This window comes from Klebsiella sp. A52, from assembly GCF_018388785.1.
Classification (GTDB): domain Bacteria; phylum Pseudomonadota; class Gammaproteobacteria; order Enterobacterales; family Enterobacteriaceae; genus Klebsiella; species Klebsiella aerogenes.
Window position 1 is genome coordinate 4,732,805 of record NZ_CP074437.1, and the last position, 26,521, is coordinate 4,759,325.

Genomic DNA, 26,521 nt, shown 5'->3' on the forward strand with positions numbered 1-26,521 from the left:
GCCGATAATAGGCTCTGTTAGCGATTTTAGTGGGTTCAGCCCCTTCTTGCACGCTGGATATCGCGCACGCGCTGCTTTTCTGCGCGAGCCATTAAATACCAGGCGATAAAACCGACAATTCCCACCACGCCGAGGATTAAGGTCGCCAGGGCGTTAATTTCCGGGTTAACGCCCATCCGCACGCTGGAGAAGACCAGCATCGGCAGCGTCGTCGCCCCCGGCCCGGAAACGAAGCTGGCAATCACCAGATCATCAAGCGACAAGGTAAAGGCCAGCAACCAGCCGGAAATGACCGCCGGCATAATCATCGGCAAGGTTATCACGAAAAACACCTTCAGCGGCGCGGCGCCGAGATCCATCGCCGCCTCTTCGATTGACCTGTCCAGCTCGCGCAGACGTGAAGAGATCACCACCGCCACGTAGGCGGTACAGAAGGTGACGTGCGCCAGCCATATCGTCAACATGCCGCGATCCGATGGCCAGCCGATGGAATGCCCCAACGCGACGAACAGCAGCAGCAGCGACAGCCCGGTAATCACATCGGGCATCACCAGCGGCGCGGTGATCATAAAAGCAAAACCGTTGGAACCGCGAAAACGGCCAAAACGCACCAGCACCACCGCGGCAATCGTACCGAGGATCGCCGCCGCCGTCGCCGCACAGGCGGCAATGGTCAGGCTTAACCCCACCGCGCTCATCATCGCGTCATCATGAAACAGCTCGCTATACCAGCGCGTCGACCACCCCGCCCATACCGTCACCAGCTTCGAACTGTTAAATGAATAGATAACCAGCATCAGCATCGGCGCATACAGAAAGGTAAAACCGAGCACGAGGATCAGAATTCGCCACGGCGAACGTACTACCGGTAAGTCATTCATCCATGATCCCCCATCTGTTTTTGCTGATGTTTGTGGAACCACATGATCGGCACGATCAACAGCAGCAGCATCACAATCGCCACCGCCGATGCTACCGGCCAGTCGCGGTTATTAAAGAACTCCTGCCACAGCACGCGGCCAATCATAATGCTGTCAGGTCCGCCGAGCAGCTCCGGGATGACGAACTCGCCCACCGCCGGAATAAACACCAGCATCGAGCCGGCGATAATGCCGCCTTTCGTTAACGGAACAATCACCTGGAAGAAGGTCTTTAACGGCCGGGCGCCGAGATCCAGCGACGCTTCCACCAGCGAATAGTCGATACGCGTCAGCGCGGTATAAATCGGCAGCACCATGAACGGCAGGTAGGCGTAAACGATACCGATGTACACCGCCAGGTTGGTATGCAAAATCTCCAGCGGTTGATCGATAACTCCAAGCCATAACAGGAAGTTATTGAGCACCCCGTTGCTTTTCAGCAGCCCCATCCAGGCGTAAACGCGAATGAGGAATGAGGTCCACGAAGGTAATATCACCAATAGCAGCAGGATATTGCGCGTCGAGGGCTTGCTATGCGCCACCGCCCACGCCAGCGGATAGCCCAATAGCAGACAGCAAAAGGTGGAAATTGCCGCCACCTGCAGCGACTGCAGATAAGCCTCAAAGTACAGCGGATCGTCGGTCAGTTGCAGGAAGTTGCCGAGATTAAGCGTCAACGTCAATTGACCGTCGGCCCACGACAGTAACTCGGTATAGGGCGGGATCGCCCGCGCCATTTCGGCCAGGCTGATTTTAAAAACGATCAGGAATGGCAGTAAAAACAGCAGGATTAACCACAGATACGGCAGCGCAATCACCAGCTTACGCCCGTGGGCCATCTGCTGGCGCGCCAGCCACAGGGCAAAACCGCCGGGCTTTTTGCCGCCGGCTGGAGGTTCTAATGTGCTCATCGCCCTCTCCTTACACCGTCAGAACAACGCAGCTATCGGCGTCCCAGCACAAGCGAACTTCATCACCCCAGGTCGGCATGCCTTTGCGATGGCGATGTTCGTTTTGCAGCTGGGCGCTAATCATCTGCCCGCTTTTCAGACGGACATGATAGATAGACAGATCGCCGAGGTAGGCAATATGGATAACCTCGCCTACCGCAAAGTTAAAGCCGTCCGCCGGCGGTTCGTCGCAGAGCATGATTTTCTCCGGACGCAGCGCCACCCAGACCGGCACGTTATCCACCACCGAGGCATCCGGATCGACTTTCAGCGGATGCACCAGCCCCGGCGCATTCAGTACCAGACCATCTTCCAGTCGCTCTTTGACCAGCCCTTCGAAGACGTTTACCGAACCGATAAACTCGGCGCTATAGCGGGTCGTCGGATGTTCATAGATCTCCTCCGGCTCGCCTATCTGCACGAATTTTCCGCGGTTCATGATGGCGATACGGCCCGCCATGGTCATCGCCTCTTCCTGGTCATGGGTGACCATCACGCAGGTGACGCCGACGCGCTCAAGAATATCCACCACCTCAAGCTGCATCCGGTCGCGCAGTTTTTTATCCAACGCGCCCATCGGTTCATCAAGCAGTAGCAGTTTCGGCCGCTTCGCCAGGCTTCGCGCCAGCGCCACGCGCTGACGCTGGCCGCCGGAAAGCTGATGCGGCTTGCGTTTGGCGAACTCCTGCATGTGCACCAACGCCAGCATCTCCTGGACGCGAGCGTTAATCTCCGCCTTCGGCAGCTTGTCCTGCTTGAGACCAAAGGCGATATTTTGCTCAACAGTCATGTGGGGAAACAGCGCGTAAGACTGGAACATCATATTGATCGGCCGCTGATACGGCGGCACGCGCGCCAGGTCGACGCCATCCAGCACAATCTGCCCGGCGGTGGGCAACTCAAAACCTGCCAGCATGCGCAGCAACGTCGATTTACCGCAGCCGGACGCGCCCAGTAAGGCAAATATTTCACCTTTATAAATAGTGAGATTGACATCATCGACGGCGTGTTGCCCATCGAAGGATTTGGTTAAATTACGGATTTCCAGCAGCGGGGTCAGCGCTTTGGGGGCTTTCGCCTGTGGGCGGGGCATTGCGTCATTCACTCGGGTGCTCTCCGGCAAATACAATCACCGTATGGCCCGGTTGCCATACATTCTTCAGTTCTATGTTCACCAGCGAACAGTCGGTCAGGCCTTTACAGGCCCGGCGTACCGGGCCTGACGGCGTTATTTTCCGCTTTTCACTTTGGTCCACGCGCGGGTGCGCACGCGGTCAATCTTCGGATCCTGCACCTTGAGGGTGAACAGCTTGGCGAAGACATCCTCCGGCGGGTAAATGGCCGGGTTGTTGCGGATGTCGGCGCTGACCAGCGGCGTCGCCTCTTTGTTGCCGTTAGCGTAGTAGACGTGATCGCTGATGTGGGCGATGACCTCCGGGCGCAGCAGATAGTTCAGGAACTGATAGGCTTCGTCTTTATTTTTGGCATCCGCCGGCATGGCGAAGACATCAAAGAAGGCCAGCGCCCCCTCTTTCGGAATAAAGTAGGAGATATTGACGCCGTTCTTCGCCTCTTTCGCCCGGTTCGCCGCCTGCCAGACATCGCCCGCCCAGCCGATAGCGACGCAGATATCGCCGTTTGCCAGGTCATTAATATATTGCGAAGAGTGGAAGTAACGGATATTGGGCCGCAGCTTCAACAGCAGATCGGTTGCCGGTCCGGTGTAATCATCGGCTTTGGTGCTGTTTGGATCTTTGCCGAGATAGTTCAGCACCGTCGAGAAAATCTCTTCGGGGGCATCAAGGAAGGAGACGCCGCAGCTTTTCAGCTTCTCAAGGTTTTCCGGTTTGAGCACCAGATCCCAGCTGTTCAACGGTACGTCTTTACCCAGCGCCGCTTTCACTTTATCGACGTTATAGCCGATGCCGGTAGTCGCCCACATGTACGGCATCGCATATTTGTTATCGGGATCGTGACGCGCCACCAGTTGTAAAACTTTCGGGTCGAGGTTTTTCCAGTTCGGGAGTTTACTTTTATCCAGCGGCTGGAACACTCCGGCCGCCAGCTGGCGTTCAAGGAAGCTTGCCGACGGCACCACCAGATCGAACCCGGTGCTGCCGGCCATTAATTTACCTTCCAGCACCTCGTTGGAATCAAATACGTCATACACCACTTTAATACCGGTCTCTTTTTCAAAATTGGCAACCGTGTCCGGCGCAATATAATCAGACCAGTTATAGACGTGCAGCGTTTTTTGTTCCGCTGCGAGCGAGCCGGCAGAAACGGCCATCAGCGCACCCGTAATCACACCTGTTAACCATTTTTTACCCAAGGCGGTCATATCTCTGTTTCCTTCTCAAGGCCCGTTAATTCACGGACGCAATAGACGAACCTGAACGCATGCAAGAATCATGCATATTTTTCATTGCCTGAGATAAGGAGAGGAAACCTCTCCCTGATTGGCTGCCCGCAAATGGACGCCTCGCCAGAATAACTGTAGCCAGAATAAGAGGATATAGCCCAGGCAAAAAAACGCCCTGGATCATATTTCCAGCCAATAAAGGTCTACGAGATAAAAGCGAAGCGGTAAAACAGCAGTGAATAATTCTTTAAATGAGGGTTTGTGACAGAATAAATAAGCAACCGCCATCGCAGCGGCTGCTTTTATTAGTTAGTGCAGAAAATGGTATTGTACTTCTTCGGCTGCGGCCTCTTCTTCCTGCTCTTCCGCTTTATACAGCAGCTGATTGGCGCCGGCTTCCAGAATGACCATCGAGACCTGCTCTTCGCTCTGGCGGAAGAACCAGGCAAACTGTTCGAGAGTGACGCCCGCGCCAACGGGCAACGCCTGGCAGACCACCAGCTTCGGCAGGTTATCATCCTGAATATCAAGGAACGCTTTTACGGTCAGCGAACTGGCGTTAATCGCCGACAGATCCGCCGACAGCGGCAGCAGCGCAGAGGGCTTCACTTCCGCCAGCGCCGAAAACAACACCACGTTGTCCAGCAGGTCGATTTTGGCATCGAAAATACCGTCGAAATTCTGCATATGCGGCAGGTGCAACGCCTGGCAGGAGTCGCACTCAAAAAAACTGATGCCTAACTCGTCGAGCCAATGACGTAACGTATCAAGACCCGGAACGACCAGTGAATCCATAGTGCCTGTGACCTCTTGCTGGATAAAAAACGACGCATAGCTTACGCAAAAAATGCGTCGCATTCCATGAAAGGATAACGAAGTGACGCTACCCTCCCATTTTTAGACAATATCCAGGCGTTGCCTGGCGCTCGATCCACGCGATCATTCGCCCGGCAATATCGACGTGAGTGGTGGTTTCAATCCCTTCCAGCCCCGGCGAGGCGTTAACTTCCATCACCAGCGGGCCGCGGTGGGCGCGCAGAAGATCCACGCCTGCCACGTCCAGACCCAGCGTTTGCGCCGCTTTAATCGCCATCTCCCGCTCCTGGTCGCTGATCGTGGCCGTGGTGGCCACGCCGCCGCGGTGCAGGTTAGAGCGGAAATCGCCCTCTTTCGCCCGCCGCTCAATCGCCGCCACCACTTCATCGCCAACCACCAGGCAGCGGATATCGCACCCTTTTGCCTCAGCGATATATTCTTGCACCAGAATGTGCGCATTGAGACCCCGGAAGGCGTCAATCACGCTTTCCGCCGCCTGCCGCGTTTCCGCCAGCACCACGCCGATCCCCTGCGTCCCCTCGACTAACTTCACCACCAGCGGCGCGCCGCCGACCATCGCGATCAGATCGCTGGTGTCGTCCGGCGAGTGGGCAATACCGGTGACCGGTAGATCGATTCCCTGACGCGCCAGCAGCTGCAACGAGCGCAGCTTATCGCGGGCGCGGGTAATCGCCACCGACTCGTTTAGCGGATAACTGCCCAGCAGCTCGAACTGCCGCAGCGCGGCGGTGCCGTAATAGGTGATGGCCGTGCCGATACGCGGAATGACTGCATCAAAATGGGGCAACTGTCGCCCTTTGTAGTGAATTGAGGAGGCAACCGGGCTGACGCTCATATAGCAGGAGAGCGGATCGAGGATCTCGACCTGATGCCCGCGTTTTTGCGCGGCTTCACGCAAGCGGCGGCAAGAATAAAGCGTTCCATCCCGGGATAATATAGCGATTTTCACCCAACACCTCTTAGAAAATAACTGGCAGCCAGCACACTGCGTTTGCAGGGTGAAGTGTATAGGGAATCAGCGCGTTGCCCAGCCCTGTTTATGCAAATAGTCGAGAATAAACGGCCGGCTCTCTTTGATGATGGTGCGGCGGATATGGTCGCTCCAGGTATCGCGGCGGGTATTACTGCCGCGCGACAGATAATAATCCGCCAGCTGTTCGTCATACTGCGCCAGCACCTGTTGATCAAGCGGCTGGTAGTGATTCTCATGCACCAGCATCGCAGGCGGAATACGCGGCTTAACCTGCGGGTCGTCAGCAGGCCAGCCAAGGCACAGGCCAAACAGCGGTAAAACGTGTTTCGGCAGCTGCAGCAGCTCGGTTACCGCGTCAATGTTATTACGCAGGCCGCCAATATAAACGCCGCCTAATCCCAGGGATTCCGCGGCGATTAAGGCATTCTGCGCCATTAGCGCGGTGTCGACGACGCCCAGCAGCAGCTGTTCAGCCAGCCCCAACTGCGCTTGTGGGCAAATTTGCAGGTGGCGGTTGAAATCGGCGCAGAACACCCAAAACTCCGCCGCCTGCGCCACGTGCTGCTGGCCGCCGGTCAACGGAACCAGCTGCTCACGCATCTGCGGGTCGGTAATGCGAATAATCGAGGTACATTGTAAAAAGCTGGAGCTGGACGCCCCTTGCGCCCCGGCGATGATCGCCTCACGCTGCTGGTCGCTAATCGGCGCGTCGGTAAAATGGCGAATGGAACGGTGGTGGCGCAGCAGATCAATGGTCGGCGTCATGGCGTTTTTCTCTTTCGGACGGGGTAGAAGATGAGGTCTTATTATCGGTCAACTGCGGCGCGACAATTTTCGCTATTCGCCACATTAAGGCTATCGCCGCCGGGATCATCAGCAGGATCCCGGCAAAGATCATGATAAGCGCCGCCGTCGGGCTGGCAAACGGCGCCGGCAGCTGAACATAGTGGTTCAACGACAGCCAGGCCAGCGTCAGCAGCGCCATGCCGACGAGCTCAACAATCAGAATGCTTTTGGGTAATGCGGCAGGCGATCGCATAACGCTCCTCAATATACTCATGCCACGCGCATCGCTGGCGCGTCTGTGTAGGGTCTTGCAGCAGATGATATTTATCAAGCATAACCCGCAACCATCGCTATAAAAGGTAAAACCTGCTTTCCCTTGTTAACGGAACGCGGCATCATAGCCACATTCGCCATCCGGCTGAGATTTAAGGAGAGAAGCATGTTTACCGTTATTTTTGGTCGCCCAGGTTGCCCGTATTGCGTTCGCGCCAAAGAGCTGGCCGAGAAACTGAGCAACGAGCGCGATGACTTCAGCTATCGCTACATTGATATCCACGCGGAAGGCATCAGCAAAGCCGATCTGGAAAAAACCGTCGGTAAGCCGGTAGAAACCGTACCGCAGATTTTCGTCGATCAGAAACACATCGGCGGCTGCACGGATTTCGAAGCCTGGGCGAAAGAGAATCTCGGCCTGTTCGCTTGAGAATTTTTACTCTTCCATTGAGTGCCTGCGTCTGGCGTCCAGCCAGACGCTAATAAATAAAAAGCATAGCGCCCCAAGCGCGCACCAGAACACCGCGCTAAATAACCACGCCAGTTCTTGCCAGAACGATCGATGAGTAATAAAGAACATCCGCATCACCACCAAACAAACCGGTGCCGCCAGCATGGCGCCAATCAGCGGACGTATGACGCGCCGGCCGGGGGATAAGCAGCTCGCCACCGCCCCAGGCAGCACAAAGAAAAGCAGCCCAAGCTCGGGGTTGCCCGTTTGCCGAAAAGCCCCTTTCATATGCAGCAACAGCGATAAACAGACCACAATAAACAGAAAGAACCCACAAATTATACCGGCCCACGCGCGCTCAGATTTCACGACATCCTCCTGATTTCGCCTCTAACTATCTTTCACTTCATCCAGTCAGAAATAGCATTCTGGCAGTCCATGCTTATAACGCTCCCGTCAGAGTAAAACGATTGTGACTAGCCGCAGCAACCAGGAAAGATTAAACTAGCGGCACTGTTTTATCGGTATTAACGGGATGCCAGAATAACGTTCGGCATAGTGCGAACGCTTGAGCAACCTTAGACCAAAAAACCATTTCCTTCAACAACTTACTAGTAAACGAGAAGTTGGCTTTCGTGAATATAAACGTCGCAGATTTGTTAAACGGGAATTACATCCTGTTATTGTTTGTTGTACTCGCACTGGGTCTTTGCCTGGGGAAACTTCGCCTCGGGTCAGTACAACTTGGTAATTCCATTGGCGTTTTAGTCGTTTCTTTATTATTAGGTCAGCAGCACTTCGCCATTAACACTGATGCGCTAAATCTTGGCTTTATGCTGTTTATTTTCTGCGTCGGCGTCGAAGCTGGCCCCAACTTTTTTTCGATTTTTTTCCGCGACGGCAAAAACTATCTGATGCTGGCGCTGGTGATGGTGGCCAGCGCGATGTTAATCGCTATGGGGCTGGGCAAATTGTTTGGCTGGGACATAGGCCTGACCGCCGGGATGCTGGCGGGCGCCATGACCTCCACCCCGGTGCTGGTGGGCGCCGGCGATACCCTGCGCCACTTCGGCATGCCCAGCGATCAGCTGGCGCAGTCGCTTGACCACCTGAGCCTCGGCTACGCCCTGACCTACCTGGTTGGCCTGGTGAGCCTGATCGTCGGCGCGCGCTATATGCCGAAGCTGCAGCATCAGGATCTGCAGACCAGCGCCCAGCAGATCGCCCGCGAGCGCGGTCTGGATACCGACTCCAAGCGTAAAGTCTATCTGCCGGTTATCCGCGCCTACCGCGTCGGCCCGGAATTGGTCGCGTGGGCGGACGGCAAAAATCTTCGTGAGCTGGGGATTTACCGCCAGACCGGCTGCTATATCGAACGTATTCGCCGTAACGGTATCCTGGCGAACCCGGATGGCGACGCGGTACTACAGATGGGCGATGATATCGCGCTGGTTGGCTACCCGGACGCCCATGCCCGTCTCGATCCAAGCTTCCGTAACGGTAAAGAGGTGTTTGACCGCGACCTGCTCGACATGCGTATCGTCACCGAAGAGATTGTGGTTAAGAATCATAACGCCGTCGGCCGCCGCCTGGCGCAGCTGAAGCTGACCGATCACGGCTGTTTCTTAAACCGGGTGATCCGCAGCCAGATTGAAATGCCAATCGACGATAATGTGGTGCTTAACAAAGGCGACGTGCTGCAGGTGAGCGGCGACGCCCGCCGCGTAAAAACCGTCGCTGACCGTATCGGCTTTATTTCGATTCACAGCCAGGTGACCGACCTGCTGGCTTTCTGCGCCTTCTTTATCGTCGGCCTGATGATCGGCATGATCACCTTCCAGTTCAGCTCGTTCAGCTTCGGCATCGGTAACGCTGCCGGCCTGCTGTTCGCCGGCATTATGCTCGGTTTCCTGCGAGCTAACCATCCGACCTTCGGCTATATCCCGCAGGGGGCGTTGAATATGGTGAAGGAGTTCGGCCTGATGGTGTTTATGGCCGGGGTCGGCCTGAGCGCCGGCGCGGGTATCAATAACGGTCTGGGCGCCATTGGCGGGCAAATGCTGGCCGCCGGTCTTATCGTCAGCCTGGTGCCGGTGGTGATCTGCTTCCTGTTCGGCGCCTATGTGCTGCGCATGAACCGCGCGATGCTGTTCGGCGCGATGATGGGCGCGCGTACCTGCGCCCCGGCGATGGAAATTATCAGCGATACCGCACGGAGCAATATTCCCGCGCTCGGCTACGCTGGCACCTACGCTATCGCCAACGTGCTGCTCACCCTTGCCGGTACGTTGATCGTCATCATCTGGCCGGGCCTTGGCTAGCCCCGGCCGAAAATTTTTAACTTTTTCGCAAAAAAATCGGTGATGAACAGAACTTTTTCCCAGGACGTCAGTCATAACTAGTGCCACTGCTTTTCTTTGATGTCCCCATTTTGTGGAGCCCATCAACCCCGCCGTTTAGGTTCAAGGTTGATGGGTTTTTTGTTGCCTGAAGTTCAGCTTCCTTAGAATCAACCTCTTAGCAGACAACTCGTTTCTGCATGCAATGACCTTCCCGTGAAAACCGCGCCCGTCTTAACAGCAGTGTCTGGTCTTGCTTTCTCCTCGCAGAAAAGCGCTTCCTCAACGTCCGATAGTTACTGCTATTGAATTGACGTACTTATCCTGCTATGTAAAAACGTAGTGTTGATACTTTACTTCTACTGATAAGGAATTCAGATGTTAACTCAAAGTCTTATTAATATATTCAGTAAAGAAATGATAGGGACGATTATTGCCGCCCTGCCCATCATAAAAGCCATTTTAAATTACTTAAACAAACCTTTAGATGACATCGATGATATATATAAAAAAGCCAAATTAAGCACATGGAGAATTCGCTTTTTCATGATCAAAATATCAACAAAGGAGATACCCAGACTGACTCGCGCAAATGTGATATTGTTTTCTGTCGTGTTATTATTTCTTTTAGCCAGTTTCGCAACCAGTTCATATTATGGCGTCAAGCTATTACAAATACGTCCGGGCTGGACATCTTTAATTCTTAAAGAAACGGATGAATGGTTTTTAATCTCAGAAACAGAAGCATCAGAACACGCATTCCATCCCTCCTGGCATCTCACAGAAAAAAGCTGTATCTCTGGCGAGGCCACGCAACTGGCAAATGACAAAATAATAACACCACAACTAGGGAAATTTATTTGTGAATCCTTCACCAATGCAGATGACAAAGAGAAAATAAAGAAATCCATTAAAGATACCACTCACAATAAACCTATCGTCACCTTTCTCATCTCGATCATTACCGTTGGCTGCATATGGTTCATAACCAGCTTAATATTGACGTTAATATATACTCTCAGACTTAAAAAATTCATTATCCGGGAGCATGAAAAAGCCTATGACTATCTAACATAGCACTCCAACCTTTAGCTTAGGGGGTGAGAACTCTGTTACATTTGTCATTTGCACGACGTATATTACCAGTTCCGGTAATATTGTTACTGGAACTGCAGAGCCTATCATCCTGTGATAATTGTTGATATTATTATCCGCAACGATTAACAGGTATATCGGTTGAAGGTAAAAACATGATTGATGTACAGCAGGAACAAAAACTTCAGGAGCACGGTTTTACCAGCGAAGAGATCAATGTGCTGCGTAAAGGACTTGAGAGTCCACAACGTAAAGATCAAAGCCTGCAGGCCTTGTTGAAAGAGCTGAGGCGTCGTTTTTACATGTCCTGTATCATTATCATTGCCCTGATTATCTTTTGCAGCTACGCGACGCTGACTAATGATACCGGTAATGGGCTGGCTTACTTTGCTGTCACTGCAGTTTGCTGCGCCTTTGCACTATTAGCAACACCTTACCCGCTTTCATGGAAAGCGATAACATTCTTAAGAAAGAAACTCTACGCAAATTAATTTAACAAGCAGTTTTTTCATTAGTACGATACGTTCTCCCTATGTTGTATAACTGATATGTCCTCAACATGCCACTTAAATATCCCCTCTTAAATAATCGGCGATAAAGCTTATCAAGCACACCAGCGTAAAACAGATGGCGAAACCACCCAGCTTGAATAACCAGCCATCCAGAGCAACAAAACAAACAAAAGCGGCGATAGAGAAGCAGCCCGTTCCGATGGCTTCAAACATATTGATTGCATGAATGCAGATCTTTTTACAAACATAGCTTGAAGAGAATCTTTTTGGTTTCATTGGCTCTCTCTTATCCCTACATCAGGTAACCCAAGGCTAATCGAAAGCATGCTCATCATCCAGTCATAAATTAAATTTTTTACTATTAAATCAACATGTTAAATAAACCACTAATAAAAAAATCAATCGTTAAATGTCAGCTTTTCACCCTTGCACAGTCTATTTTTTCACCCATACTTTGCTGATCCACTCCCACATAAGGCGTTCTCCATGTTGCTTAAAGATAAGACCGTGGTAATTTTCGGCGGCAGCGGCGCGATTGGCCGCGCGGCGGCGCTTGCCATGGCGAAAGAAGGCGCGCGGATCTTTCTGGCCGCCCGGCAGGCGGATAAGCTGGAAAAGGCAGCGGCTGAGGTTCGCGCCGCTGGAGGTATCGTCGAGACTCTGCAACTGGATGTGCTGGATGGCGGGCAAACCGCCGGGCAGGTGGCCAACCTGGCCGGGAGAACCGGCGGGATTGATATCGTAGTTAATGCCACCGGCTTTCTCCACGATCAGGGGAAAACGCTGGCACAATTATCCCTTGCCGAGTATCGCCAGGGTTTTGTCCCCTTTCTTGATGCCCAATTTACTATTGCTAAGGCTGTAGCGCCGTGGATGGGTGGCGAACGCGAGGGCGTCATAATTACCACTATTCCTCCTTCTGCGACGATGGCCGTTCCTGGACACCTTGGCCATATCGTCGGCTGCGCCGCAATGGAAGCCTTTATCAAAGCGCTGGCCAGCGAACTGGGAGCGAAAAATATCCGCGTGCTCGGCGTGCGGTCACACGCGATAGCGGATGCGGTGCTGGCGGGTTCTTATACTGCCGAGGTGTTTGCGCCTAAAGCGCAGGCGCTGGGCTTGAGCGTTGAACAGTGGCTGGGCGGTGCGGCGCACGGCACGATGCTACAGCGGTTGCCGACGCTCGCGCAGATAGCCGGAGTTATCACCTTTCTCGCCTCACCGTCGGCGGCGGCGATGACCGCCACGGTGGTTAACGTCACCGCGGGGGCAACGCTTAGCTAGCGCTATTCTCCCCCGCCAGCCGCCCGACCATCAGGCGAATGGCCGCTTTCGACAGCGGCGCGCTATCGGTCACGAAGTGTAGCGTCATACCCTCGATAAACGCATCCAGCCCGCGCGCCGTCGCCGGTTCGAACCACTGCTCCAGCGTCTGCTGGCTGCGCAGCATCCAGCTCTGCATGACCGCTTTCAGCGCCGGTCGGCTGCTGCAAAACGCGTATAGCTGGTACATTAACTCCATATTGCGCGCGGTGGTCACCTGGGCGCTGAAGATAAGTTCGGCGATAGCGTCGCAGGCCTGCTCGCGGCTCCCTACGCCGTTGAAGAATTGCTGATACTGCGCCGACATTTCGACGGTGAAGTTACGAAACGCTTCCTCAATCAGCGCCTCAATACCGCTAAAATAATAGGTCAGCGAGCCCAGCGGTACCCCGGCGCAGCTGGCGATTTTACGGTGCGTCACCGCGTGAATACCGTGCGCGGCGATGGTATCCAGCGTCGCCTGCAGGATGCGCTCGCGCCGCTGCGGATCGTTCGGTCTGCGGGTCATCGGTGTGTTTTTTCCCCTCTGTGCGCTATGCAGGTCAAGCGATAGCGGAATGTGTACAAATGTACACAACCTTGCTACTGTTGTCTGCAACTCTTCTTTCTCGGGCGTTTATGGATGACGGCGCAAACTTCTCGCAAAGCCCTCCAGCTTCGGCTGTGGGCGCTATTTATGTTCTTTTTTATTCCCGGCTTATTGATGGCCTCCTGGGCCACCCGTACGCCCGCGATTCGCGATTTACTAACCCTTTCCACTGCTGAGATGGGGATGGTGCTGTTTGGCCTGTCGATCGGTTCGATGAGCGGCATTCTCTGTTCTGCATGGCTGGTTAAGCGCTTCGGCACCCGTAAAGTCATCCGCACCACCATGCTATGCGCCGTGGCGGGCATGCTGGTGCTAAGCCTCGCGCTGTGGCTCGCCTCCGCGCCGCTGTTCGCCTTCGGGCTGGCTATCTTCGGCGCCAGCTTCGGCTCGGCGGAAGTGGCGATTAACGTCGAAGGCGCCGCCGTTGAACGGGAAATGAATAAAACCGTGCTGCCGATGATGCACGGTTTTTATAGCTTCGGCACCCTGGTGGGCGCCGGCATCGGTATGGCGGTGACCGGTTTTGGCCTGCCCGCCGCGCCGCATATTCTGATCGCCGCGCTGGTAGCGATTGCTCCTATCCTTATCGCCATTCGCGCCATCCCCGACGGTACCGGCAAAAACGCCGCCGAATCCGCCCATAGCGAGGCCAAAAGCCTACCGGTCTGGCGCGACGTGCAGCTATTGCTGATCGGCGTAATCGTGCTGGCGATGGCCTTTGCCGAAGGTTCCGCCAACGACTGGCTGCCGCTGCTGATGGTCGACGGCCATGGCTTTAGCCCCACTTCCGGTTCGCTGATTTACGCCGGTTTCACCCTCGGCATGACCCTCGGCCGCTTCACCGGCGGCTGGTTTATTGACCGCTACAGCCGCGTCGCCGTGGTACGCGCCAGCGCGGTAATGGGCGCGCTGGGCATCGGGCTGATTATTTTTGTCGACAGCACCTGGGTCGCCGGGGTATCGGTACTGCTGTGGGGGCTCGGCGCGTCGCTTGGTTTTCCGCTCACCATTTCCGCCGCCAGCGATACCGGCCCGGATGCGCCTAAACGTGTAAGCGTCGTGGCGATTACCGGCTATCTGGCTTTTCTCGTCGGGCCGCCGCTGCTGGGCTTCCTTGGCGAACACTTTGGCCTGCGTAGCGCCATGATGGTAGTACTGGGACTAGTCATGGTGGCGGCGCTGGTAGCCCGCGCGGTAGCTAAACCGCAGCCCGAACCTGTGATGGAGAATAGTTAATGAGCATCAAACTGATTGCGGTAGACATGGACGGCACCTTTTTAAGCGATGCCAAAACCTATAATCGCCCACGTTTTCTGGCGCAGTATCAGCGCATGCGCGAACAGGGCATTCGCTTCGTGGTCGCCAGCGGCAACCAGTATTACCAGCTGATATCGTTCTTCCCGGAGCTGGTCGATGAAATCGCCTTCGTCGCCGAAAACGGTGGTTGGGTAGTAAGCGGTAAAGAGGATATCTTTAACTGCCAGCTGCCGACGACGCATTTCAACGCCGTCGTCGACCACCTGCAAACGCTGCCGCATATCGAAATTATCGCCTGCGGCAAACGCAGCGCCTATACGCTCAATAGCTATAATGACGAGCTAAAAGCGGTGGCGGCGAAGTACTATCACCGTCTCGAACTGGTGGATGATTTTAACCATCTCGATGACGCGATCCTCAAATTCGGCCTGAACGTGCCGGATCATCTGATTCCGCAAATTCAGCCGAAGCTACACGCGGCGCTGGGCGATATGGTTACCGCCGTCGCCACCGGCTACGGCAGTATCGATTTAATCATTCCTGGCGTGCATAAAGCCAACGGCCTGCGCATTTTGCAGGAGCGCTGGGGTATTGATAATCATGAAGTGGTGGCCTTCGGCGATAGCGGCAATGATATTGAAATGCTGCAGCATGCCGGCTTTGGCTTCGCCATGGCGAATGCCAAAGCGGAGGTCAAAGCCGTCGCCAGCCATCATGCGCCGCATAATAACGAAGAAGGCGTATTGCAGATTATCGATAAGGTATTGAATCGCGAAGCGCCGTTCGCCTGATGAATCCCCGGATGCCTTTGGGCATCCGGGTTTGCTACGTATCACGCCTGCTGCGAACTGCCGACGCTTTTATCTTTCAGGAAGTAAATAATCAGCCCCAGCCATAGCACCCCGCCCAGCAGGTTAAACAGGCTGAACAGGCCGTTACCGCCAAGCTCATAAGCATGCTTACTAAGCTCAATGCCCACGGTAAAGATAAGCATCTGCAGCATGCCCATCGCCGCCGAAACCGTTCCTTTACTCATCTCGCTGGCGAACAGCGTTAAGCGCACCAGCCCGGCGTTAGCCAGACCAATCCCGAAAGCGTAGAAGCTCAGACCGGCGGTCATCCACAGATAAGCATGGGACGAGACCACCGTGGCCGCCGCCGACAGAAGCAGGCCAAACATTATCGGCCAGCCGCCCATAATAATCAGCGAGCGTACCGAACGGCGTGAAGTCAGACGCGCCAGTACCAGGTTGCCGGCGATCAGCGCGCCGAAAATCGGCACCTGCAGCATACCGTACTCATAGCTGGTGGCCTGCTCGCCGCTAATAATAATGACCGGCGATTGCGCAATCCACGCCAGCAGCGGCAGGCTAACAAAACCGGTCGCCAGCGCCCCGGCGACAAAGCGCAGGTTTTTCAACACCAGACGATAGTCGCGCCCCAGCTCTTTTACCGACAGTTTTTCCCCCATCCGCGTCGCCGTTTCCGGCATCGCCCGCTGTAGCCCGACAAAGGAGATGGCCGCCAGCACGGCGAACAGCACGAACATCATCTCCCACGGCAGCATATGCACCCAGGCGGCGCCGACCAGCGGCCCGAGCAGCGGCGCAATCAGCGCGACGTTAGCCATCAGGGCGGTAATTTTGATACACACCGCCTCCTCAAACGACTCCTGGATAGCCGCATAGCCCACCGCGCCGATAAAGCACAGGCTGATGCCCTGCAGGAAACGCAGCAGGGTAAATTGTTCAATGGTCTGCGCCAGCAGCGTCGCCAGACAAGTGACGATAAACCACACCACCCCGGTCAGCATCACCGGACGGCGGCCAATACGATCCGATAGCGGCCCCAGCAGCCACTGCAAAAACATCCCCCCCGCCAGATAGGCAGTCATAGAGGTGGGGACCCACTCATTGCCGACCTGAAACTCCTGCACCACCGCGAGCATACCCGGTTGGATCATATCGTTGCCGATATAGGTGGAGAATTCATATAACACAAGGCACAGCGGGAACAGCAACGCCTGACGACCGAGGCGTTTACCTGATAGCGAATAATTCTGCATGCAATCTCTTAATTAAAAAAAAATCGCGCAAAGTTTAATGAAAGTCGACCCGTGGAGATAGTGAATTGTGAGTGACAATGAAAAATATCGCCAGCCCGCAGTCCGGCATGAAACGAATATTTATATTTCGTTTATGTTTCAATGAGATTACAGCCGATATACTTGCTATGGCGAAATACCGGCAAGGGCATCTCACGGCTATATTTCGTAACAAACTGATAATTAAGACAATGCTGCTTTACCCCATCGTTACCTTTCAATAAGGTGAGCGGCTTATTGCTATCGTAACCAGAGACTGGAAGCATGCTGGAAAATATCAACTACGCGCTGTTTGCCCTGATTAACGCCACCCCGGCCTCCTCGTGGTGGGCAATTGAGGTCGCCACGTTTATTGCCAAAGACTTAATTATCATTGTGCCGCTGCTGGTGGTGGCGCTGTGGCTGTGGGGGCCAAACCAGCGTCAACTGGTATTCAAGGTCATGCTGGCCCTGGCCCTGAGCCTGTCTATTTCGTGGGTTATCGGTCATCTGTTTCCGCATGACCGGCCGTTTGTTGACGGCGTCGGCTACAATTTCCTGCATCATGCGGCGGATGATTCATTCCCAAGCGATCACGGCACCGTCATCTTTACCTTCGCGCTGGCGTTTTTGTTCTGGCACCGCGTGTGGTCCGGCGTGCTGCTGCTGGTCATCGCTTCGGCGATTGCATGGTCACGCGTCTATCTGGGAGTACACTGGCCGCTGGATATGTTGGGCGGGCTGCTGGCCGGCATGTGCGGCTGTCTCGGGGCGCAGCTGCTGTGGCAGAGCGGCGGTCATGGCCTCTACCAATGGCTGCAGCGCCTGTATCGTCTCTGCTTCTCGCTGCCGATTCGTAAAGGCTGGGTACGCGGCTAACGTCTGACAGGTGACGAACCCCTCGCCGCCGGGTAAAATCAAGCTGACGCCCTGCCCTTGCAGGGCGATTTTAGCTCAGAGGGTATATGGAAACTCGTCGTGACGAACGCATTAACCAGCTCATTCAGGCACTCAAGCGCAGCGATAAACTTCACCTGAAAGAAGCAGCTTCGCTGCTTGGCGTATCAGAAATGACCATTCGTCGCGATTTGAACGGCCACAGCGGCCCGGTGGTGCTGTTGGGCGGTTACATCGTGCTGGAACCGCGTAGCGCCACGCACTACCTGCTGAGCGATCAGAAAACCCGTCTGGTGGATGAAAAGCGCCGCGCCGCGCGCCATGCCGCCGGGCTGCTTGAAGCGCATCAGATGGCCTTTTTTGACTGCGGCACCACGACGCCATGGATAATCGACGCCATCGATAACGAGCTGCCGTTTACCGGCGTGTGCTACTCGTTAAATACCTTTCTCGCCCTGCAGGAAAAACCGCTGTGCCGCGCTATTCTGTGCGGCGGCGAATTCCACGCCAGTAATGCCATCTTTTTGCCGCTCAGTCTGCAGGATACCCTGAGCCACCTCAGCCCGGATATCGCCTACTATTCTGCCGCCGGTATCGACTGCGAGCAGGGAGCGACCTGCTATAACCTGGAAGAGCTGCCGGTGAAACACTGGGCCATGAATAATGCTCGCTACCATGTGCTGGTGGTCGATCATAGCAAGTTTGGCAAAGTGCGGCCGGCGCGGATGGGGGAGTTATCGCGTTTTGATGTCATCGCCAGCGACGTTCGTCCGGATGACGACCTGCTGGCGCTGGCAAAAGAAAAGCAAATATCACTGCTGTACTAACCGCGCCCCGTCGGGCGCGGTCTGTCTGTTAAGAGAACCAGCTGCCGAACCAGCCGTGCAGTTTCATCAGCACGAAGTCGACCATGCGGCTGAAGAAGCCGCCCTCTTTCACTTCTTCCATAACGATCAGCGGGCGCTGTTCAATGGTTTTGTCATTGAGCTTAAAGTCGATGGTGCCCACCACCTGCCCTTTCGTCAGCGGCGCGGTGAGCTGCGGTTCCGTCAGGCTGTAGCTCGCTTTCAGGTTTTTCAACTGCCCGCGAGGAATGGTCACCGAACCGGCTTCGCCGGCGCCCAGTTTGACTTCATTACTGTCGCCGAACCACACGCGCTGGGAAATAAAGGTGGCATCCGGTTTGATTGGGGTGACGGTTTCATAGAAACGGAAGCCCCAGGTCAGCAGTTTTTCGGACTCGTTAAAGCGGATACGGTCGGTTTTAGTGCCCAGCACCACCGCGATAAGGCGCATATCGCCCTGCGTTGCGGAAGAGACCAGGTTGTAACCCGCGCCGGCGGTGGTGCCGGTTTTCACGCCATCGGCATTGAGGTTGGTGCTCCACAGCAGACGGTTGCGGTTGGGCTGGCGGATTTTATTGAAGGTGAACTCTTTTTCTTTGTGTACCGCGTACTCTTCCGGCACATCATGAATCATCGCTTTGGTCAGCAGCGCCATGTCGCGAGCGGTGCTGAACTGCCCCGGCGCATCCAGGCCGTGGACGGTTTTAAAGGTGGTGTTAGTCAGGCCGATTTTCTGCGCGTAGCCGTTCATCAGGTTGACAAACGAATCCTGGCTGCCGGCGACATAATCCGCAATGGCGATGCTGGCATCGTTACCAGACTGGATTATCACGCCCTTATTGAGGTCTTCAACCGAAACCTGCATGCCTGGCTTCAGGAACATCACCGAGGAGCCACGCAGCGCCGGGTTGCCCGTGGCCCACGCATCGCGACCGACGGTGACCGTATCGGTCAGTTTGATTTTGCCTGCTTTCAGCGCCTGGCCTACCACGTAGCTGGTCATGATTTTGGTCAGGCTGGCCGGGTCGAGTTTCTCGTCGGCGTTGCCTTCACTCAATACTTTGCCGCTGGCATAGTCCATCAGGATCCAGGCTCGCGCATCAATCGATGGCGCATCCGGAAGTTGATCCGCCGCCTGCACTGCAGGGGCCACGAGAAGTAAAAGCGCGCAGCCTGCCGCGAGGCCGCGAAGGGAAAAAGCATCATGCGTCATAAGAGCCACCCAAGTATCCTTTCCAAACAAAATATGCCGCAACACTCTTGCCGCACAGCACAAGGCGGTGAGTAAAGCGTACAAATGACCTTAAAGAAACAGCGAGTTGGTAAAGTTTTTAAAGTTTACGCAATAACGCCGCTGCCTGCTGAAAACAAGGCAATTTTTTTGATCGTGATTGCCTTAATATTAACTTTATTCCAACATGATTGCTCACCATGTTGCAACGGCGATTAAATAACATGCAGGAGCGGATATGATTACGTTATGGGGCAGAAATAACTCGACCAACGTGAAGAAAGTACGCTGGGTGTTGGCGGAACTGGATCTTCCTTATCAGCAGATTCTGGCGGGGCTGGAGTATGGTCTCAATCACGACCCGGAGTATCTGGCGATGAACCCGAACGGCCTGGTGCCGCTACTCAAAGACGATACCAATGGGCTGGTGCTGTGGGAATCCAACGCCATTATTCGCTATCTTGCCGCTCAATACGGGCAAAACCGGCTGTGGGTAGAGTCGCCTGCGCAGCGCGCGCAGGGGGAAAAATGGATGGACTGGGCCAATGCCACGCTGTCGCCGGCGCACCGTCCGGTATTAATGGGGCTGGTCAGAACGCCGCCGGCCCAGCGCGATCCGGCAGCAATCGACGCGGGGATTAACGCCTGCGAAGGGCTGTTCGCCATGCTCGACGATGAACTGGCGAAGCATGCCTGGCTCTCCGGCGATGAGTTCGGCCTTGGCGATGTTGCGGTGGCGCCGTTCGTTTATAACCTGCTGTCCATCGTCGACAGCTGGCAGCCGCGGCCCCATCTACAGCGCTGGTACCAGCAAATCCAGCAGCGTCAGGCCTTCCGCGATGTGGTCATGATCCCGGTTACCTGAGGGCTCACTCCGGGCTGACCTTGAGTAGCTCACCATCGGGCTCGTCGGTTAACAGGTACAGGTAACCGTCGGGCCCGACGCGCACATCGCGAATGCGTTTGCCGCGATCTTTTAATAGCCGCGTCTCCTCGCTGAGAGTATTGCCGTCAACCGAGAGCACAATCAAAGACTCATCCTTCAGCGCGCCGATAAACAACTTATGTCGCCACTGCGGGAAAGTCGGCGCGTTGTAAAACGCCATGCCGCTCAGCGCCGGGGAAACGGGCCAGACATGCAGCGGCGCCTCGGTATTCGGCGTGCTCTTTCCTTTAGCCTCCGGGATAGGTTGGCCGCTATAGTTAATGCCGTGCGTCGCCAGCGGCCAGCCGTAGTTTTTCCCGGCCTGGGGAATATTGATCTCATCGCCGCCGCGCGGGCCGTGCTCGTTCAGCCACAGCGTATCGCTCCACGGATTCATCGCCATTCCCTGCGGGTTGCGAATACCGTAAGCCCAAATCTCCGGTCTGATGCCTGTACGGCCGACGAAAGGATTATCTTTGGGTATTGTCCCCTGGTCAGTCAGGCGCACGACTTTTCCCTGCAGTTTATCCAGATCCTGCGCCGTCGGGCGCTGATTGTTTTCACCTAAACCAATAAACAGATGCCCTTTGCCATCAAAGACCATCCGCCCGCCAAAATGATTGCCAGTGGAGAGCTTCGGCTGCTGGCGGAAAACGGTTTTAAAATCTTCCAGGTTTTGCAGGTCGGCGCTGAGGCGGCCGTACCCCACCGCGGTACCCGCTTTGCCGTCCTCGCCCGCTTCGGCATAGCTCAGCCATACCCGGCGCGACTGAGCAAAGTCCGGCGCCAGCACCACATCCAGCAGGCCGCCCTGACCGTTGGCCCACACCTTCGGCACGCCGCGAATGGGCGCCGATAATCCTTTATCGAGATGCCAGCGTTTAAGTTCGCCGCCGCGCAGGGTAATCAGCACGCCTTCATTGTCCGGCAGAAATGCCATTGACCAGGGGTGGTCGAGGTTATCCTGCAGCACCTCAACGCGCGGGGCGGCCATCGCCGCCATGGGCAGCAGCACAGTCATGAGAGTTATTTTGAGATATCGGCGCATGGCGCACTCCTTTCGTCAGCATTGCTGATAAGGGTAGCCAGCGTGGGCGGTCAGGCAGGGATTTTTACATAAACTTTAACAGGGGGAGTCGCCTCCCCCTGGATTCAGGCGTGGGCAATTGGCGCGGATTTATTCAGTATGTGAATATTCATCGTCAATCCCGACAGACAGCGTTCTAGCTTCTCTACGTTAACGGCAATATAAGCCGGGCAATCATGATGCCCGCTCATCAGGCAAACCGCCGCCGAAGCGACGGACTCGCCGGCAAGGCGGAAGGCTTCCATCTCTTCCGGCGCGATGGCGTGCTGCAAACGCGGCGCGTGTACGCGCAGTTCATGGCATAGCTCAAACAAGTTATCACGCAGATGGTCATTTTCGCTGACTGACATATAGCCTTTCGCTTTACGAAGCTGGAGATAAGCCGCCAGATCGATATTGGCATTAATCAGCTTATTCAAAAGGTTAGTGTAACGTCTGTCAACGCTCATCACGGTCCTCCTCTGTCGTCCATTACCATAATCATAGTATGGTCATTTTTTGCGCGGAATTATGAGCAAGGTCAATAATCCCACAGCAATTAACATTATTTACAATGTTACAACTTCAGAGGCCACGCCGCGTTGCTCATCTCACCAGCGGCTGGTTCATCAACTTTTCCAGCACCTTCAGCGGTGAATACTGCGGATTATGCATCGCGCTCACCGGCAGTTGGAAAGTCTGTTCCAGCATAAACTGGCCGCCCATCGCCGCGTGCGGCGTTTGATCGGAAAAGCAGATCCAAGTACTCCCCGCGGCAAACTCTACCGCCTGCTGTACGCCGTGCTGTTGATATTCCGGCGTACTTTTCATTTTGTCGTGCAACGCCAGCATCAGATGATCGTAATGGCTACGTTTGCTTTTGGTGATCCCCACCGCCGACTGCAGCCAGCTGGCGAACGGCGACCACGGTTTCAGCGTCGGCAGGAAGCGCGCAGCGAGCGTTTCAAAATGTTCGCCGGTGCGCCACAAACGCGGCTCACCGTGCGGATTGATGTTGCAAAATACGCGCAGAATGCGATCGCCATAAACCGGGCGCGACGGGAAAGCGTCGACGTGCAGGCGGGTATCATCTTTACGCCACGAGGTCGTGTCGCGCCAGGCGGTTATCGGATGCAGCCGCAGGCTGGTTTGCGGGCGATAAAGCGCTTCGCGATATCCGGGCAGTAGCGCATCAATCAGGCGCAACGTGGATTGATAGTAACGTTCGGTCAGCTGCAGTGCCGCCGGGGCTTTCGCCGCGTCCGCTACGCCTTTAATTTCACGCTTTTGCGGCTGGTAGCTAATGTTCTTACGCTTCGGCGATACTAAATCGGTATTGAGTAATTCGCGCTCTTCGGCAGTCAGCGAAAAATCCAGATTCGGTAAATAGAGGACGTTGCCCTCTTCCAGCGAATGCTGAATTGACGATGGCTGCGGCGGAATATCCAGATGGGTAAAGGGTAATGTCGTGAGGGCCAGCGGACTGCTCGTGGTCATTGTTATGCTCCTTGCCGCATGGGTTTTATCAGTTTTGGCTCCGGCCATCGGCAAGGTTAACAGAATGTTATTAAACGTAAGGTCAATGTAAATGAGATAATGGTTCTGAATATCATGGCCGAGTTTTTTTGCCGTACAGCTTTTTCATCATTCATCGCCCCCTGGCTATACTCTTTTTCGCAAAGATCTGTAGAATTCCTGCCCTGACCATTCCAATAAATGAACATTTTTTAAGCTATGAGCAATGTCACGCACCAGCCGAAAATCGGCTTCGTCTCCCTGGGCTGCCCGAAAAACCTGGTAGACTCAGAACGTATCCTCACCGAACTGCGTACCGAAGGGTATGACGTGGTTCCCAGCTACGACAACGCCGATATGGTTATCGTCAACACCTGCGGCTTTATCGACAGCGCCGTGCAGGAGTCGCTTGAAGCGATCGGCGAAGCCTTAAAAGAAAACGGCAAAGTGATCGTTACCGGCTGCCTCGGCGCGAAAGAAGATCAAATCCGCGAAGTGCATCCGAAGGTGCTGGAAATTACCGGTCCGCATAGCTACGAGCAGGTGCTGGAGCACGTTCACCACTATACGCCGAAGCCGAAGCATAACCCGTTCCTCAGCCTGGTGCCGGAACAGGGCGTCAAGCTGACGCCGCGCCACTACGCGTACTTGAAAATCTCGGAAGGCTGCAACCATCGCTGCACCTTCTGCATTATCCCGTCAATGCGCGGCGATCTGGTGAGCCGTCCGATTGGCGAAGTGCTGGCGGAAGCCAAACGCCTGGCGGACGCCGGGGTGAAAGAGCTGCTGGTCATTTCTCAGGACACCTCCGCCTATGGCGTTGATGTCAAGCACCGTACCGGTTTCCACAACGGCATGCCGGTGAAAACCAGTATGGTCAGCCTGTGCGAAGAGCTGGCGAAACTCGGCATTTGGGTGCGTCTGCACTACGTCTATCCGTACCCGCACGTTGACGATGTGATCCCGCTGATGGCGGAAGGCAAGATCCTGCCGTATCTCGACATTCCGCTGCAGCACGCCAGCCCGCGCATTCTGAAACTGATGAAGCGCCCGGGTTCCGCAGACCGTCAGCTGGCGCGTATTAAACAGTGGCGCGAGATCTGCCCGGATCTGACCCTGCGTTCCACCTTTATCGTCGGTTTCCCAGGCGAAACGGAAGAAGATTTCCAGATGCTGCTCGACTTCCTGAAAGAAGCTCGCCTCGATCGCGTGGGCTGCTTCAAGTACAGCCCGGTTGAAGGCGCCACCGCCAACGAACTGGCGGATCAGGTACCGGAAGAGGTGAAAGAAGAGCGCTGGAACCGCTTTATGCAACTGCAACAGCAGATTTCCGCCGAGCGTCTGCAAGAAAAAGTGGGCCGCGAAATTATGGTGCTGGTCGATGAAGTCGATGAAGAAGGCGCGATTGGCCGCAGCATGGCCGATGCCCCGGAAATCGACGGCGCGGTCTATCTGAACGGTGAAACCAACGTTAAACCGGGCGACGTACTGCGGGTGAAAGTCGAGCACGCCGACGAATACGACCTGTGGGGTACCCGGGTCTAATCCCGCTTCCCGGATAGCGGCTTGCGCCTTATCCGGGCTACCTCTTTCCCCATGGCTGCTGAAACTGCCGCCGTTGGTGGCCTCAAAATCGCTGAGACGTTCCCGGAAGGTCGGGGCAGCCCGCATGGATGCGGGCTGAGGGCCGTGTTTTGCACGGATAATGAGATGGACGCTCCAGATTTTACGGTATCAAAGTACCAGACTGGATCGTTGCAATACGTCCTAAAAAATGAGGAGCGTCCACATGAAAGTATCAACTCTTGGTATCGACCTGGCAAAGAACGTTTTTCAGCTTCATGGCGTCGATCACGAAGGTCATACTATTTTGCGTAAAAAGCTCACCCGGGCTAAGTTTGTTCAATTTGTTATTCAACTGGAGCCTTGTCTGATTGGCATGGAAGCCTGCTCATCCAGTCATCATTTCGCGCGACTATTCACCCGCTATGGTCATGAGGTAAAACTCATCCCTCCGCAGTATGTAAAGCCTTATGTGAAAACGAACAAGACGGATGCAGCAGACGCTGAAGCTATCTGCGAAGCGGTCACCCGCCCGAATATGCGTTTTGTACAGATAAAAACCGAAGAGCAGCAGGCCGTTTTAGCGTTACACACTGAACGGGGAATACTTATCCGTGAGCGGATCGCCTGTTCCAATAGTTTAAGAGCCACACTTGCTGAGTTTGGTATTACGATTGCGGCCGGACAAAGCCATTTAACCCATGAGCTGCCAGCCATTCTGGAGGACGACGAAAATGGTTTATCTCCCTTCGTCAGAACCAGCATCTACAGACAGTCTAAACATATCCGGGAACTTGAGGAGCAAGTTAAACAGGTAGAACAAGCTCTGGCCTCCTGGTACAGAACGCAGGAAGCCTGCCAGAGAATGGCCAAAATCCCGGGGGTTGGTATGTTAACGGCCACTTATGTGATAGCGGCAGTGGGTAATGCCCGACAATTCAGTACTGCAAAGCAGTTCGCTTCATGGCTGGGGCTGACACCAAAGGAACATTCCAGCGGCGGGAAACAGCAACTGGGAGGGATCAGCAAACGTGGAGATGGATATTTCCGATACCTGCTGGTTCACGGCGCACGCGCACTTACCGCCTGGGTCAACCGGAACGGCGCGGTTGAGAAGAATGCCTGGCTTCAGGGACTACTTGAGCGGAAGCACTGCAATGTAGCTGTTGTCGCCATGGCGGCAAAAACAGCCAGGATCATGTGGTCAATGTTGACACACAATACTGAATATCAGCCTCGCCAGCTCGCCTGACACAAGGTCAGTCAATCTGACGAGGTGCTGAAAAAGAGTTAACGTCCTGGTAGGTGCAGGTGACTTCAGAAGATGGCAAAACAGGTAAGACCGCAGGCAGGATACACCGAGAGGTAGCAAGGGCAAGTCAGCTCGCACAGGATGATTGGTACCTGCCTGGCGGATTTCATCATGGTTCGGGATAAAGAAATCCCATCAGAAACCGGATATATGGCTGCACCTACCCGTTTTATTACTGAACTGAAGAAAGCATTGCATTCCGGGAGCGTCCATATACGCTGCCTCGGCCCGACCCGAAGCCTGGCGGGATAAGTCGAAGGAACCACGAAGTGGCGATTTTGGCGGCCAGAGCCCGGGAGTACAGAGGGCGGCGGCGACTGGCCGCCCTCTGTGCGCTCCCTGCGCCATGAGAGCCATAACGCAGAAGAAATATCGGGAGCGCAATGTTCTCGGAAACAGCACAGGACAACCCTTTGT

28 protein-coding genes are annotated in these 26,521 nt (G+C 54.9%); 12 read left to right on the forward strand and 16 right to left on the reverse strand.

What is annotated here, in order from left to right:
- Positions 1 to 35: 35 nt before the first annotated feature.
- From potI to KGA69_RS22420, 8 genes are all read right to left on the reverse strand, one after another.
- Positions 36 to 881 (reverse strand): putrescine ABC transporter permease PotI, encoded by an 846-nt coding sequence (potI, locus tag KGA69_RS22385; protein ID WP_015367524.1) that lies wholly within the window; start codon positions 879 to 881, stop codon positions 36 to 38.
- Positions 878 to 1,831, reverse strand: a complete 954-nt coding sequence (gene potH, locus KGA69_RS22390; protein ID WP_015367525.1) for a putrescine ABC transporter permease PotH — start codon at positions 1,829 to 1,831, stop codon at positions 878 to 880. The genes potI and potH overlap by 4 nt, the downstream gene beginning before the upstream one ends.
- A gap of 10 nt (positions 1,832 to 1,841) precedes the next feature.
- The gene (potG, locus tag KGA69_RS22395; RefSeq protein WP_015367526.1) at positions 1,842 to 2,975 is read right to left on the reverse strand and encodes a putrescine ABC transporter ATP-binding subunit PotG; all 1,134 of its coding nucleotides are present in this window, start codon (positions 2,973 to 2,975) and stop codon (positions 1,842 to 1,844) included.
- 123 nt (positions 2,976 to 3,098) lie between these two features.
- Complete coding sequence (potF, locus tag KGA69_RS22400; protein ID WP_032711260.1) at positions 3,099 to 4,211, reverse strand: spermidine/putrescine ABC transporter substrate-binding protein PotF; 1,113 nt, start codon at positions 4,209 to 4,211, stop codon at positions 3,099 to 3,101.
- Between the two features lie 330 nt (positions 4,212 to 4,541).
- Positions 4,542 to 5,027, reverse strand: a complete 486-nt coding sequence (locus tag KGA69_RS22405) for a type III secretion system chaperone family protein (protein ID WP_015367528.1) — start codon at positions 5,025 to 5,027, stop codon at positions 4,542 to 4,544.
- Positions 5,028 to 5,115: 88 nt separating this feature from the next.
- Complete coding sequence (gene rimK, locus KGA69_RS22410; RefSeq protein ID WP_045374099.1) at positions 5,116 to 6,018, reverse strand: 30S ribosomal protein S6--L-glutamate ligase; 903 nt, start codon at positions 6,016 to 6,018, stop codon at positions 5,116 to 5,118.
- 66 nt (positions 6,019 to 6,084) lie between these two features.
- Positions 6,085 to 6,807 carry a nitroreductase NfsA gene (gene nfsA, locus KGA69_RS22415; protein WP_047050388.1) on the reverse strand — a complete coding sequence of 241 codons (723 nt, stop codon included), beginning with the start codon at positions 6,805 to 6,807 and terminating at the stop codon, positions 6,085 to 6,087.
- Positions 6,791 to 7,081 (reverse strand): YbjC family protein, encoded by a 291-nt coding sequence (locus KGA69_RS22420; protein WP_045396326.1) that lies wholly within the window; start codon positions 7,079 to 7,081, stop codon positions 6,791 to 6,793. Before KGA69_RS22420 ends, nfsA begins: the two co-directional genes overlap by 17 nt.
- Positions 7,082 to 7,267: 186 nt before the next feature.
- Between KGA69_RS22420 and KGA69_RS22425 the strand changes: the two genes are divergently transcribed.
- On the forward strand, positions 7,268 to 7,531 hold the full coding sequence (locus KGA69_RS22425) for a GrxA family glutaredoxin (protein ID WP_045396328.1): 264 nt from the start codon (positions 7,268 to 7,270) through the stop codon (positions 7,529 to 7,531).
- A gap of 6 nt (positions 7,532 to 7,537) precedes the next feature.
- Here KGA69_RS22425 and KGA69_RS22430 read toward each other — a convergent pair whose 3' ends face one another.
- Positions 7,538 to 7,921 carry an inner membrane protein YbjM gene (locus KGA69_RS22430; protein WP_047065001.1) on the reverse strand — a complete coding sequence of 128 codons (384 nt, stop codon included), beginning with the start codon at positions 7,919 to 7,921 and terminating at the stop codon, positions 7,538 to 7,540.
- A 266-nt stretch (positions 7,922 to 8,187) separates the two neighbouring features.
- Between KGA69_RS22430 and KGA69_RS22435 the strand changes: the two genes are divergently transcribed.
- From KGA69_RS22435 to KGA69_RS22445, 3 genes are all read left to right on the forward strand, one after another.
- Positions 8,188 to 9,873, forward strand: a complete 1,686-nt coding sequence (locus tag KGA69_RS22435; protein WP_045374103.1) for an aspartate:alanine antiporter — start codon at positions 8,188 to 8,190, stop codon at positions 9,871 to 9,873.
- A gap of 396 nt (positions 9,874 to 10,269) precedes the next feature.
- Positions 10,270 to 10,968, forward strand: a complete 699-nt coding sequence (locus KGA69_RS22440) for a DUF6216 family protein (protein WP_213292671.1) — start codon at positions 10,270 to 10,272, stop codon at positions 10,966 to 10,968.
- Between the two features lie 173 nt (positions 10,969 to 11,141).
- The gene (locus tag KGA69_RS22445) at positions 11,142 to 11,477 is read left to right on the forward strand and encodes a hypothetical protein (RefSeq protein ID WP_213292672.1); all 336 of its coding nucleotides are present in this window, start codon (positions 11,142 to 11,144) and stop codon (positions 11,475 to 11,477) included.
- Between the two features lie 75 nt (positions 11,478 to 11,552).
- Here KGA69_RS22445 and KGA69_RS22450 read toward each other — a convergent pair whose 3' ends face one another.
- Positions 11,553 to 11,774 (reverse strand): hypothetical protein, encoded by a 222-nt coding sequence (locus KGA69_RS22450; RefSeq protein WP_049061528.1) that lies wholly within the window; start codon positions 11,772 to 11,774, stop codon positions 11,553 to 11,555.
- Between the two features lie 210 nt (positions 11,775 to 11,984).
- Here KGA69_RS22450 and KGA69_RS22455 point away from each other — a divergent pair, with 210 nt between their 5' ends.
- A complete protein-coding gene (locus tag KGA69_RS22455; protein WP_213292673.1) occupies positions 11,985 to 12,782 on the forward strand; it encodes an SDR family NAD(P)-dependent oxidoreductase in 798 nt (265 codons plus the stop codon).
- Here the strand turns inward: KGA69_RS22455 and KGA69_RS22460 are convergent.
- Positions 12,775 to 13,329, reverse strand: coding sequence for a TetR/AcrR family transcriptional regulator (locus KGA69_RS22460; RefSeq protein WP_045396344.1), 555 nt, complete (start codon positions 13,327 to 13,329; stop codon positions 12,775 to 12,777). The genes KGA69_RS22455 and KGA69_RS22460 overlap by 8 nt on opposite strands.
- A 114-nt stretch (positions 13,330 to 13,443) precedes the next feature.
- On the opposite strand from KGA69_RS22460, the gene KGA69_RS22465 reads away from it, so the two are divergent.
- Both KGA69_RS22465 and KGA69_RS22470 read left to right on the forward strand, forming a co-directional pair.
- Positions 13,444 to 14,646, forward strand: a complete 1,203-nt coding sequence (locus KGA69_RS22465; protein WP_213292674.1) for an MFS transporter — start codon at positions 13,444 to 13,446, stop codon at positions 14,644 to 14,646.
- Positions 14,646 to 15,458 (forward strand): Cof-type HAD-IIB family hydrolase, encoded by an 813-nt coding sequence (locus tag KGA69_RS22470; protein ID WP_045396350.1) that lies wholly within the window; start codon positions 14,646 to 14,648, stop codon positions 15,456 to 15,458. Before KGA69_RS22465 ends, KGA69_RS22470 begins: the two co-directional genes overlap by 1 nt.
- A 41-nt stretch (positions 15,459 to 15,499) precedes the next feature.
- On the opposite strand, the gene kdeA is transcribed toward KGA69_RS22470, so the two are convergent.
- Complete coding sequence (gene kdeA, locus KGA69_RS22475; protein WP_015367543.1) at positions 15,500 to 16,732, reverse strand: multidrug efflux MFS transporter KdeA; 1,233 nt, start codon at positions 16,730 to 16,732, stop codon at positions 15,500 to 15,502.
- A 303-nt stretch (positions 16,733 to 17,035) separates the two neighbouring features.
- Between kdeA and ybjG the strand changes: the two genes are divergently transcribed.
- Both ybjG and deoR read left to right on the forward strand, forming a co-directional pair.
- On the forward strand, positions 17,036 to 17,629 hold the full coding sequence (gene ybjG / locus KGA69_RS22480) for an undecaprenyl-diphosphate phosphatase (protein WP_045396360.1): 594 nt from the start codon (positions 17,036 to 17,038) through the stop codon (positions 17,627 to 17,629).
- Positions 17,630 to 17,715: 86 nt separating this feature from the next.
- Positions 17,716 to 18,474 carry a DNA-binding transcriptional repressor DeoR gene (gene deoR, locus KGA69_RS22485; RefSeq protein WP_015367546.1) on the forward strand — a complete coding sequence of 253 codons (759 nt, stop codon included), beginning with the start codon at positions 17,716 to 17,718 and terminating at the stop codon, positions 18,472 to 18,474.
- Positions 18,475 to 18,502: 28 nt separating this feature from the next.
- On the opposite strand, the gene dacC is transcribed toward deoR, so the two are convergent.
- Positions 18,503 to 19,705, reverse strand: a complete 1,203-nt coding sequence (gene dacC, locus KGA69_RS22490; RefSeq protein WP_047064992.1) for a serine-type D-Ala-D-Ala carboxypeptidase — start codon at positions 19,703 to 19,705, stop codon at positions 18,503 to 18,505.
- 256 nt (positions 19,706 to 19,961) lie between these two features.
- Between dacC and KGA69_RS22495 the strand changes: the two genes are divergently transcribed.
- Entirely contained in the window at positions 19,962 to 20,588 is a 627-nt protein-coding gene (locus KGA69_RS22495) for a glutathione S-transferase family protein (protein ID WP_045396367.1), read from the forward strand.
- Positions 20,589 to 20,592: 4 nt separating this feature from the next.
- On the opposite strand, the gene KGA69_RS22500 is transcribed toward KGA69_RS22495, so the two are convergent.
- The 3 genes from KGA69_RS22500 to KGA69_RS22510 form a co-directional block, all read right to left on the reverse strand.
- Positions 20,593 to 21,696 (reverse strand): PQQ-dependent sugar dehydrogenase, encoded by a 1,104-nt coding sequence (locus KGA69_RS22500; RefSeq protein WP_045396371.1) that lies wholly within the window; start codon positions 21,694 to 21,696, stop codon positions 20,593 to 20,595.
- Between the two features lie 104 nt (positions 21,697 to 21,800).
- On the reverse strand, positions 21,801 to 22,184 hold the full coding sequence (gene bssR / locus KGA69_RS22505; protein WP_045364588.1) for a biofilm formation regulator BssR: 384 nt from the start codon (positions 22,182 to 22,184) through the stop codon (positions 21,801 to 21,803).
- A 136-nt stretch (positions 22,185 to 22,320) separates the two neighbouring features.
- Positions 22,321 to 23,211, reverse strand: a complete 891-nt coding sequence (locus KGA69_RS22510; RefSeq protein WP_063447694.1) for a Kdo hydroxylase family protein — start codon at positions 23,209 to 23,211, stop codon at positions 22,321 to 22,323.
- A gap of 237 nt (positions 23,212 to 23,448) precedes the next feature.
- Between KGA69_RS22510 and rimO the strand changes: the two genes are divergently transcribed.
- Positions 23,449 to 24,774, forward strand: a complete 1,326-nt coding sequence (rimO, locus tag KGA69_RS22515) for a 30S ribosomal protein S12 methylthiotransferase RimO (RefSeq protein WP_047049075.1) — start codon at positions 23,449 to 23,451, stop codon at positions 24,772 to 24,774.
- Between the two features lie 244 nt (positions 24,775 to 25,018).
- Complete coding sequence (locus tag KGA69_RS22520; RefSeq protein WP_045398393.1) at positions 25,019 to 26,044, forward strand: IS110 family RNA-guided transposase; 1,026 nt, start codon at positions 25,019 to 25,021, stop codon at positions 26,042 to 26,044.
- The last annotated feature ends 477 nt before the right edge of the window (positions 26,045 to 26,521 follow it).

Coding starts and splice junctions, on each gene's coding strand:
- potI (WP_015367524.1), bottom strand. CDS start 881: ATGAATGACTTACCGGTAGTACGTTCGCCGTGGCGAATTCTGATCCTC.
- potH (WP_015367525.1), bottom strand. CDS start 1,831: ATGAGCACATTAGAACCTCCAGCCGGCGGCAAAAAGCCCGGCGGTTTT.
- potF (WP_032711260.1), bottom strand. CDS start 4,211: ATGACCGCCTTGGGTAAAAAATGGTTAACAGGTGTGATTACGGGTGCG.
- KGA69_RS22405 (WP_015367528.1), bottom strand. CDS start 5,027: ATGGATTCACTGGTCGTTCCGGGTCTTGATACGTTACGTCATTGGCTC.
- nfsA (WP_047050388.1), bottom strand. CDS start 6,807: ATGACGCCGACCATTGATCTGCTGCGCCACCACCGTTCCATTCGCCAT.
- KGA69_RS22420 (WP_045396326.1), bottom strand. CDS start 7,081: ATGCGATCGCCTGCCGCATTACCCAAAAGCATTCTGATTGTTGAGCTC.
- KGA69_RS22425 (WP_045396328.1), top strand. CDS start 7,268: ATGTTTACCGTTATTTTTGGTCGCCCAGGTTGCCCGTATTGCGTTCGC.
- KGA69_RS22440 (WP_213292671.1), top strand. CDS start 10,270: ATGTTAACTCAAAGTCTTATTAATATATTCAGTAAAGAAATGATAGGG.
- KGA69_RS22445 (WP_213292672.1), top strand. CDS start 11,142: ATGATTGATGTACAGCAGGAACAAAAACTTCAGGAGCACGGTTTTACC.
- KGA69_RS22450 (WP_049061528.1), bottom strand. CDS start 11,774: ATGAAACCAAAAAGATTCTCTTCAAGCTATGTTTGTAAAAAGATCTGC.
- KGA69_RS22455 (WP_213292673.1), top strand. CDS start 11,985: ATGTTGCTTAAAGATAAGACCGTGGTAATTTTCGGCGGCAGCGGCGCG.
- KGA69_RS22460 (WP_045396344.1), bottom strand. CDS start 13,329: ATGACCCGCAGACCGAACGATCCGCAGCGGCGCGAGCGCATCCTGCAG.
- KGA69_RS22465 (WP_213292674.1), top strand. CDS start 13,444: ATGACGGCGCAAACTTCTCGCAAAGCCCTCCAGCTTCGGCTGTGGGCG.
- KGA69_RS22470 (WP_045396350.1), top strand. CDS start 14,646: ATGAGCATCAAACTGATTGCGGTAGACATGGACGGCACCTTTTTAAGC.
- kdeA (WP_015367543.1), bottom strand. CDS start 16,732: ATGCAGAATTATTCGCTATCAGGTAAACGCCTCGGTCGTCAGGCGTTG.
- ybjG (WP_045396360.1), top strand. CDS start 17,036: ATGCTGGAAAATATCAACTACGCGCTGTTTGCCCTGATTAACGCCACC.
- deoR (WP_015367546.1), top strand. CDS start 17,716: ATGGAAACTCGTCGTGACGAACGCATTAACCAGCTCATTCAGGCACTC.
- dacC (WP_047064992.1), bottom strand. CDS start 19,705: ATGACGCATGATGCTTTTTCCCTTCGCGGCCTCGCGGCAGGCTGCGCG.
- KGA69_RS22495 (WP_045396367.1), top strand. CDS start 19,962: ATGATTACGTTATGGGGCAGAAATAACTCGACCAACGTGAAGAAAGTA.
- KGA69_RS22500 (WP_045396371.1), bottom strand. CDS start 21,696: ATGCGCCGATATCTCAAAATAACTCTCATGACTGTGCTGCTGCCCATG.
- bssR (WP_045364588.1), bottom strand. CDS start 22,184: ATGAGCGTTGACAGACGTTACACTAACCTTTTGAATAAGCTGATTAAT.
- KGA69_RS22510 (WP_063447694.1), bottom strand. CDS start 23,211: ATGACCACGAGCAGTCCGCTGGCCCTCACGACATTACCCTTTACCCAT.
- rimO (WP_047049075.1), top strand. CDS start 23,449: ATGAGCAATGTCACGCACCAGCCGAAAATCGGCTTCGTCTCCCTGGGC.
- KGA69_RS22520 (WP_045398393.1), top strand. CDS start 25,019: ATGAAAGTATCAACTCTTGGTATCGACCTGGCAAAGAACGTTTTTCAG.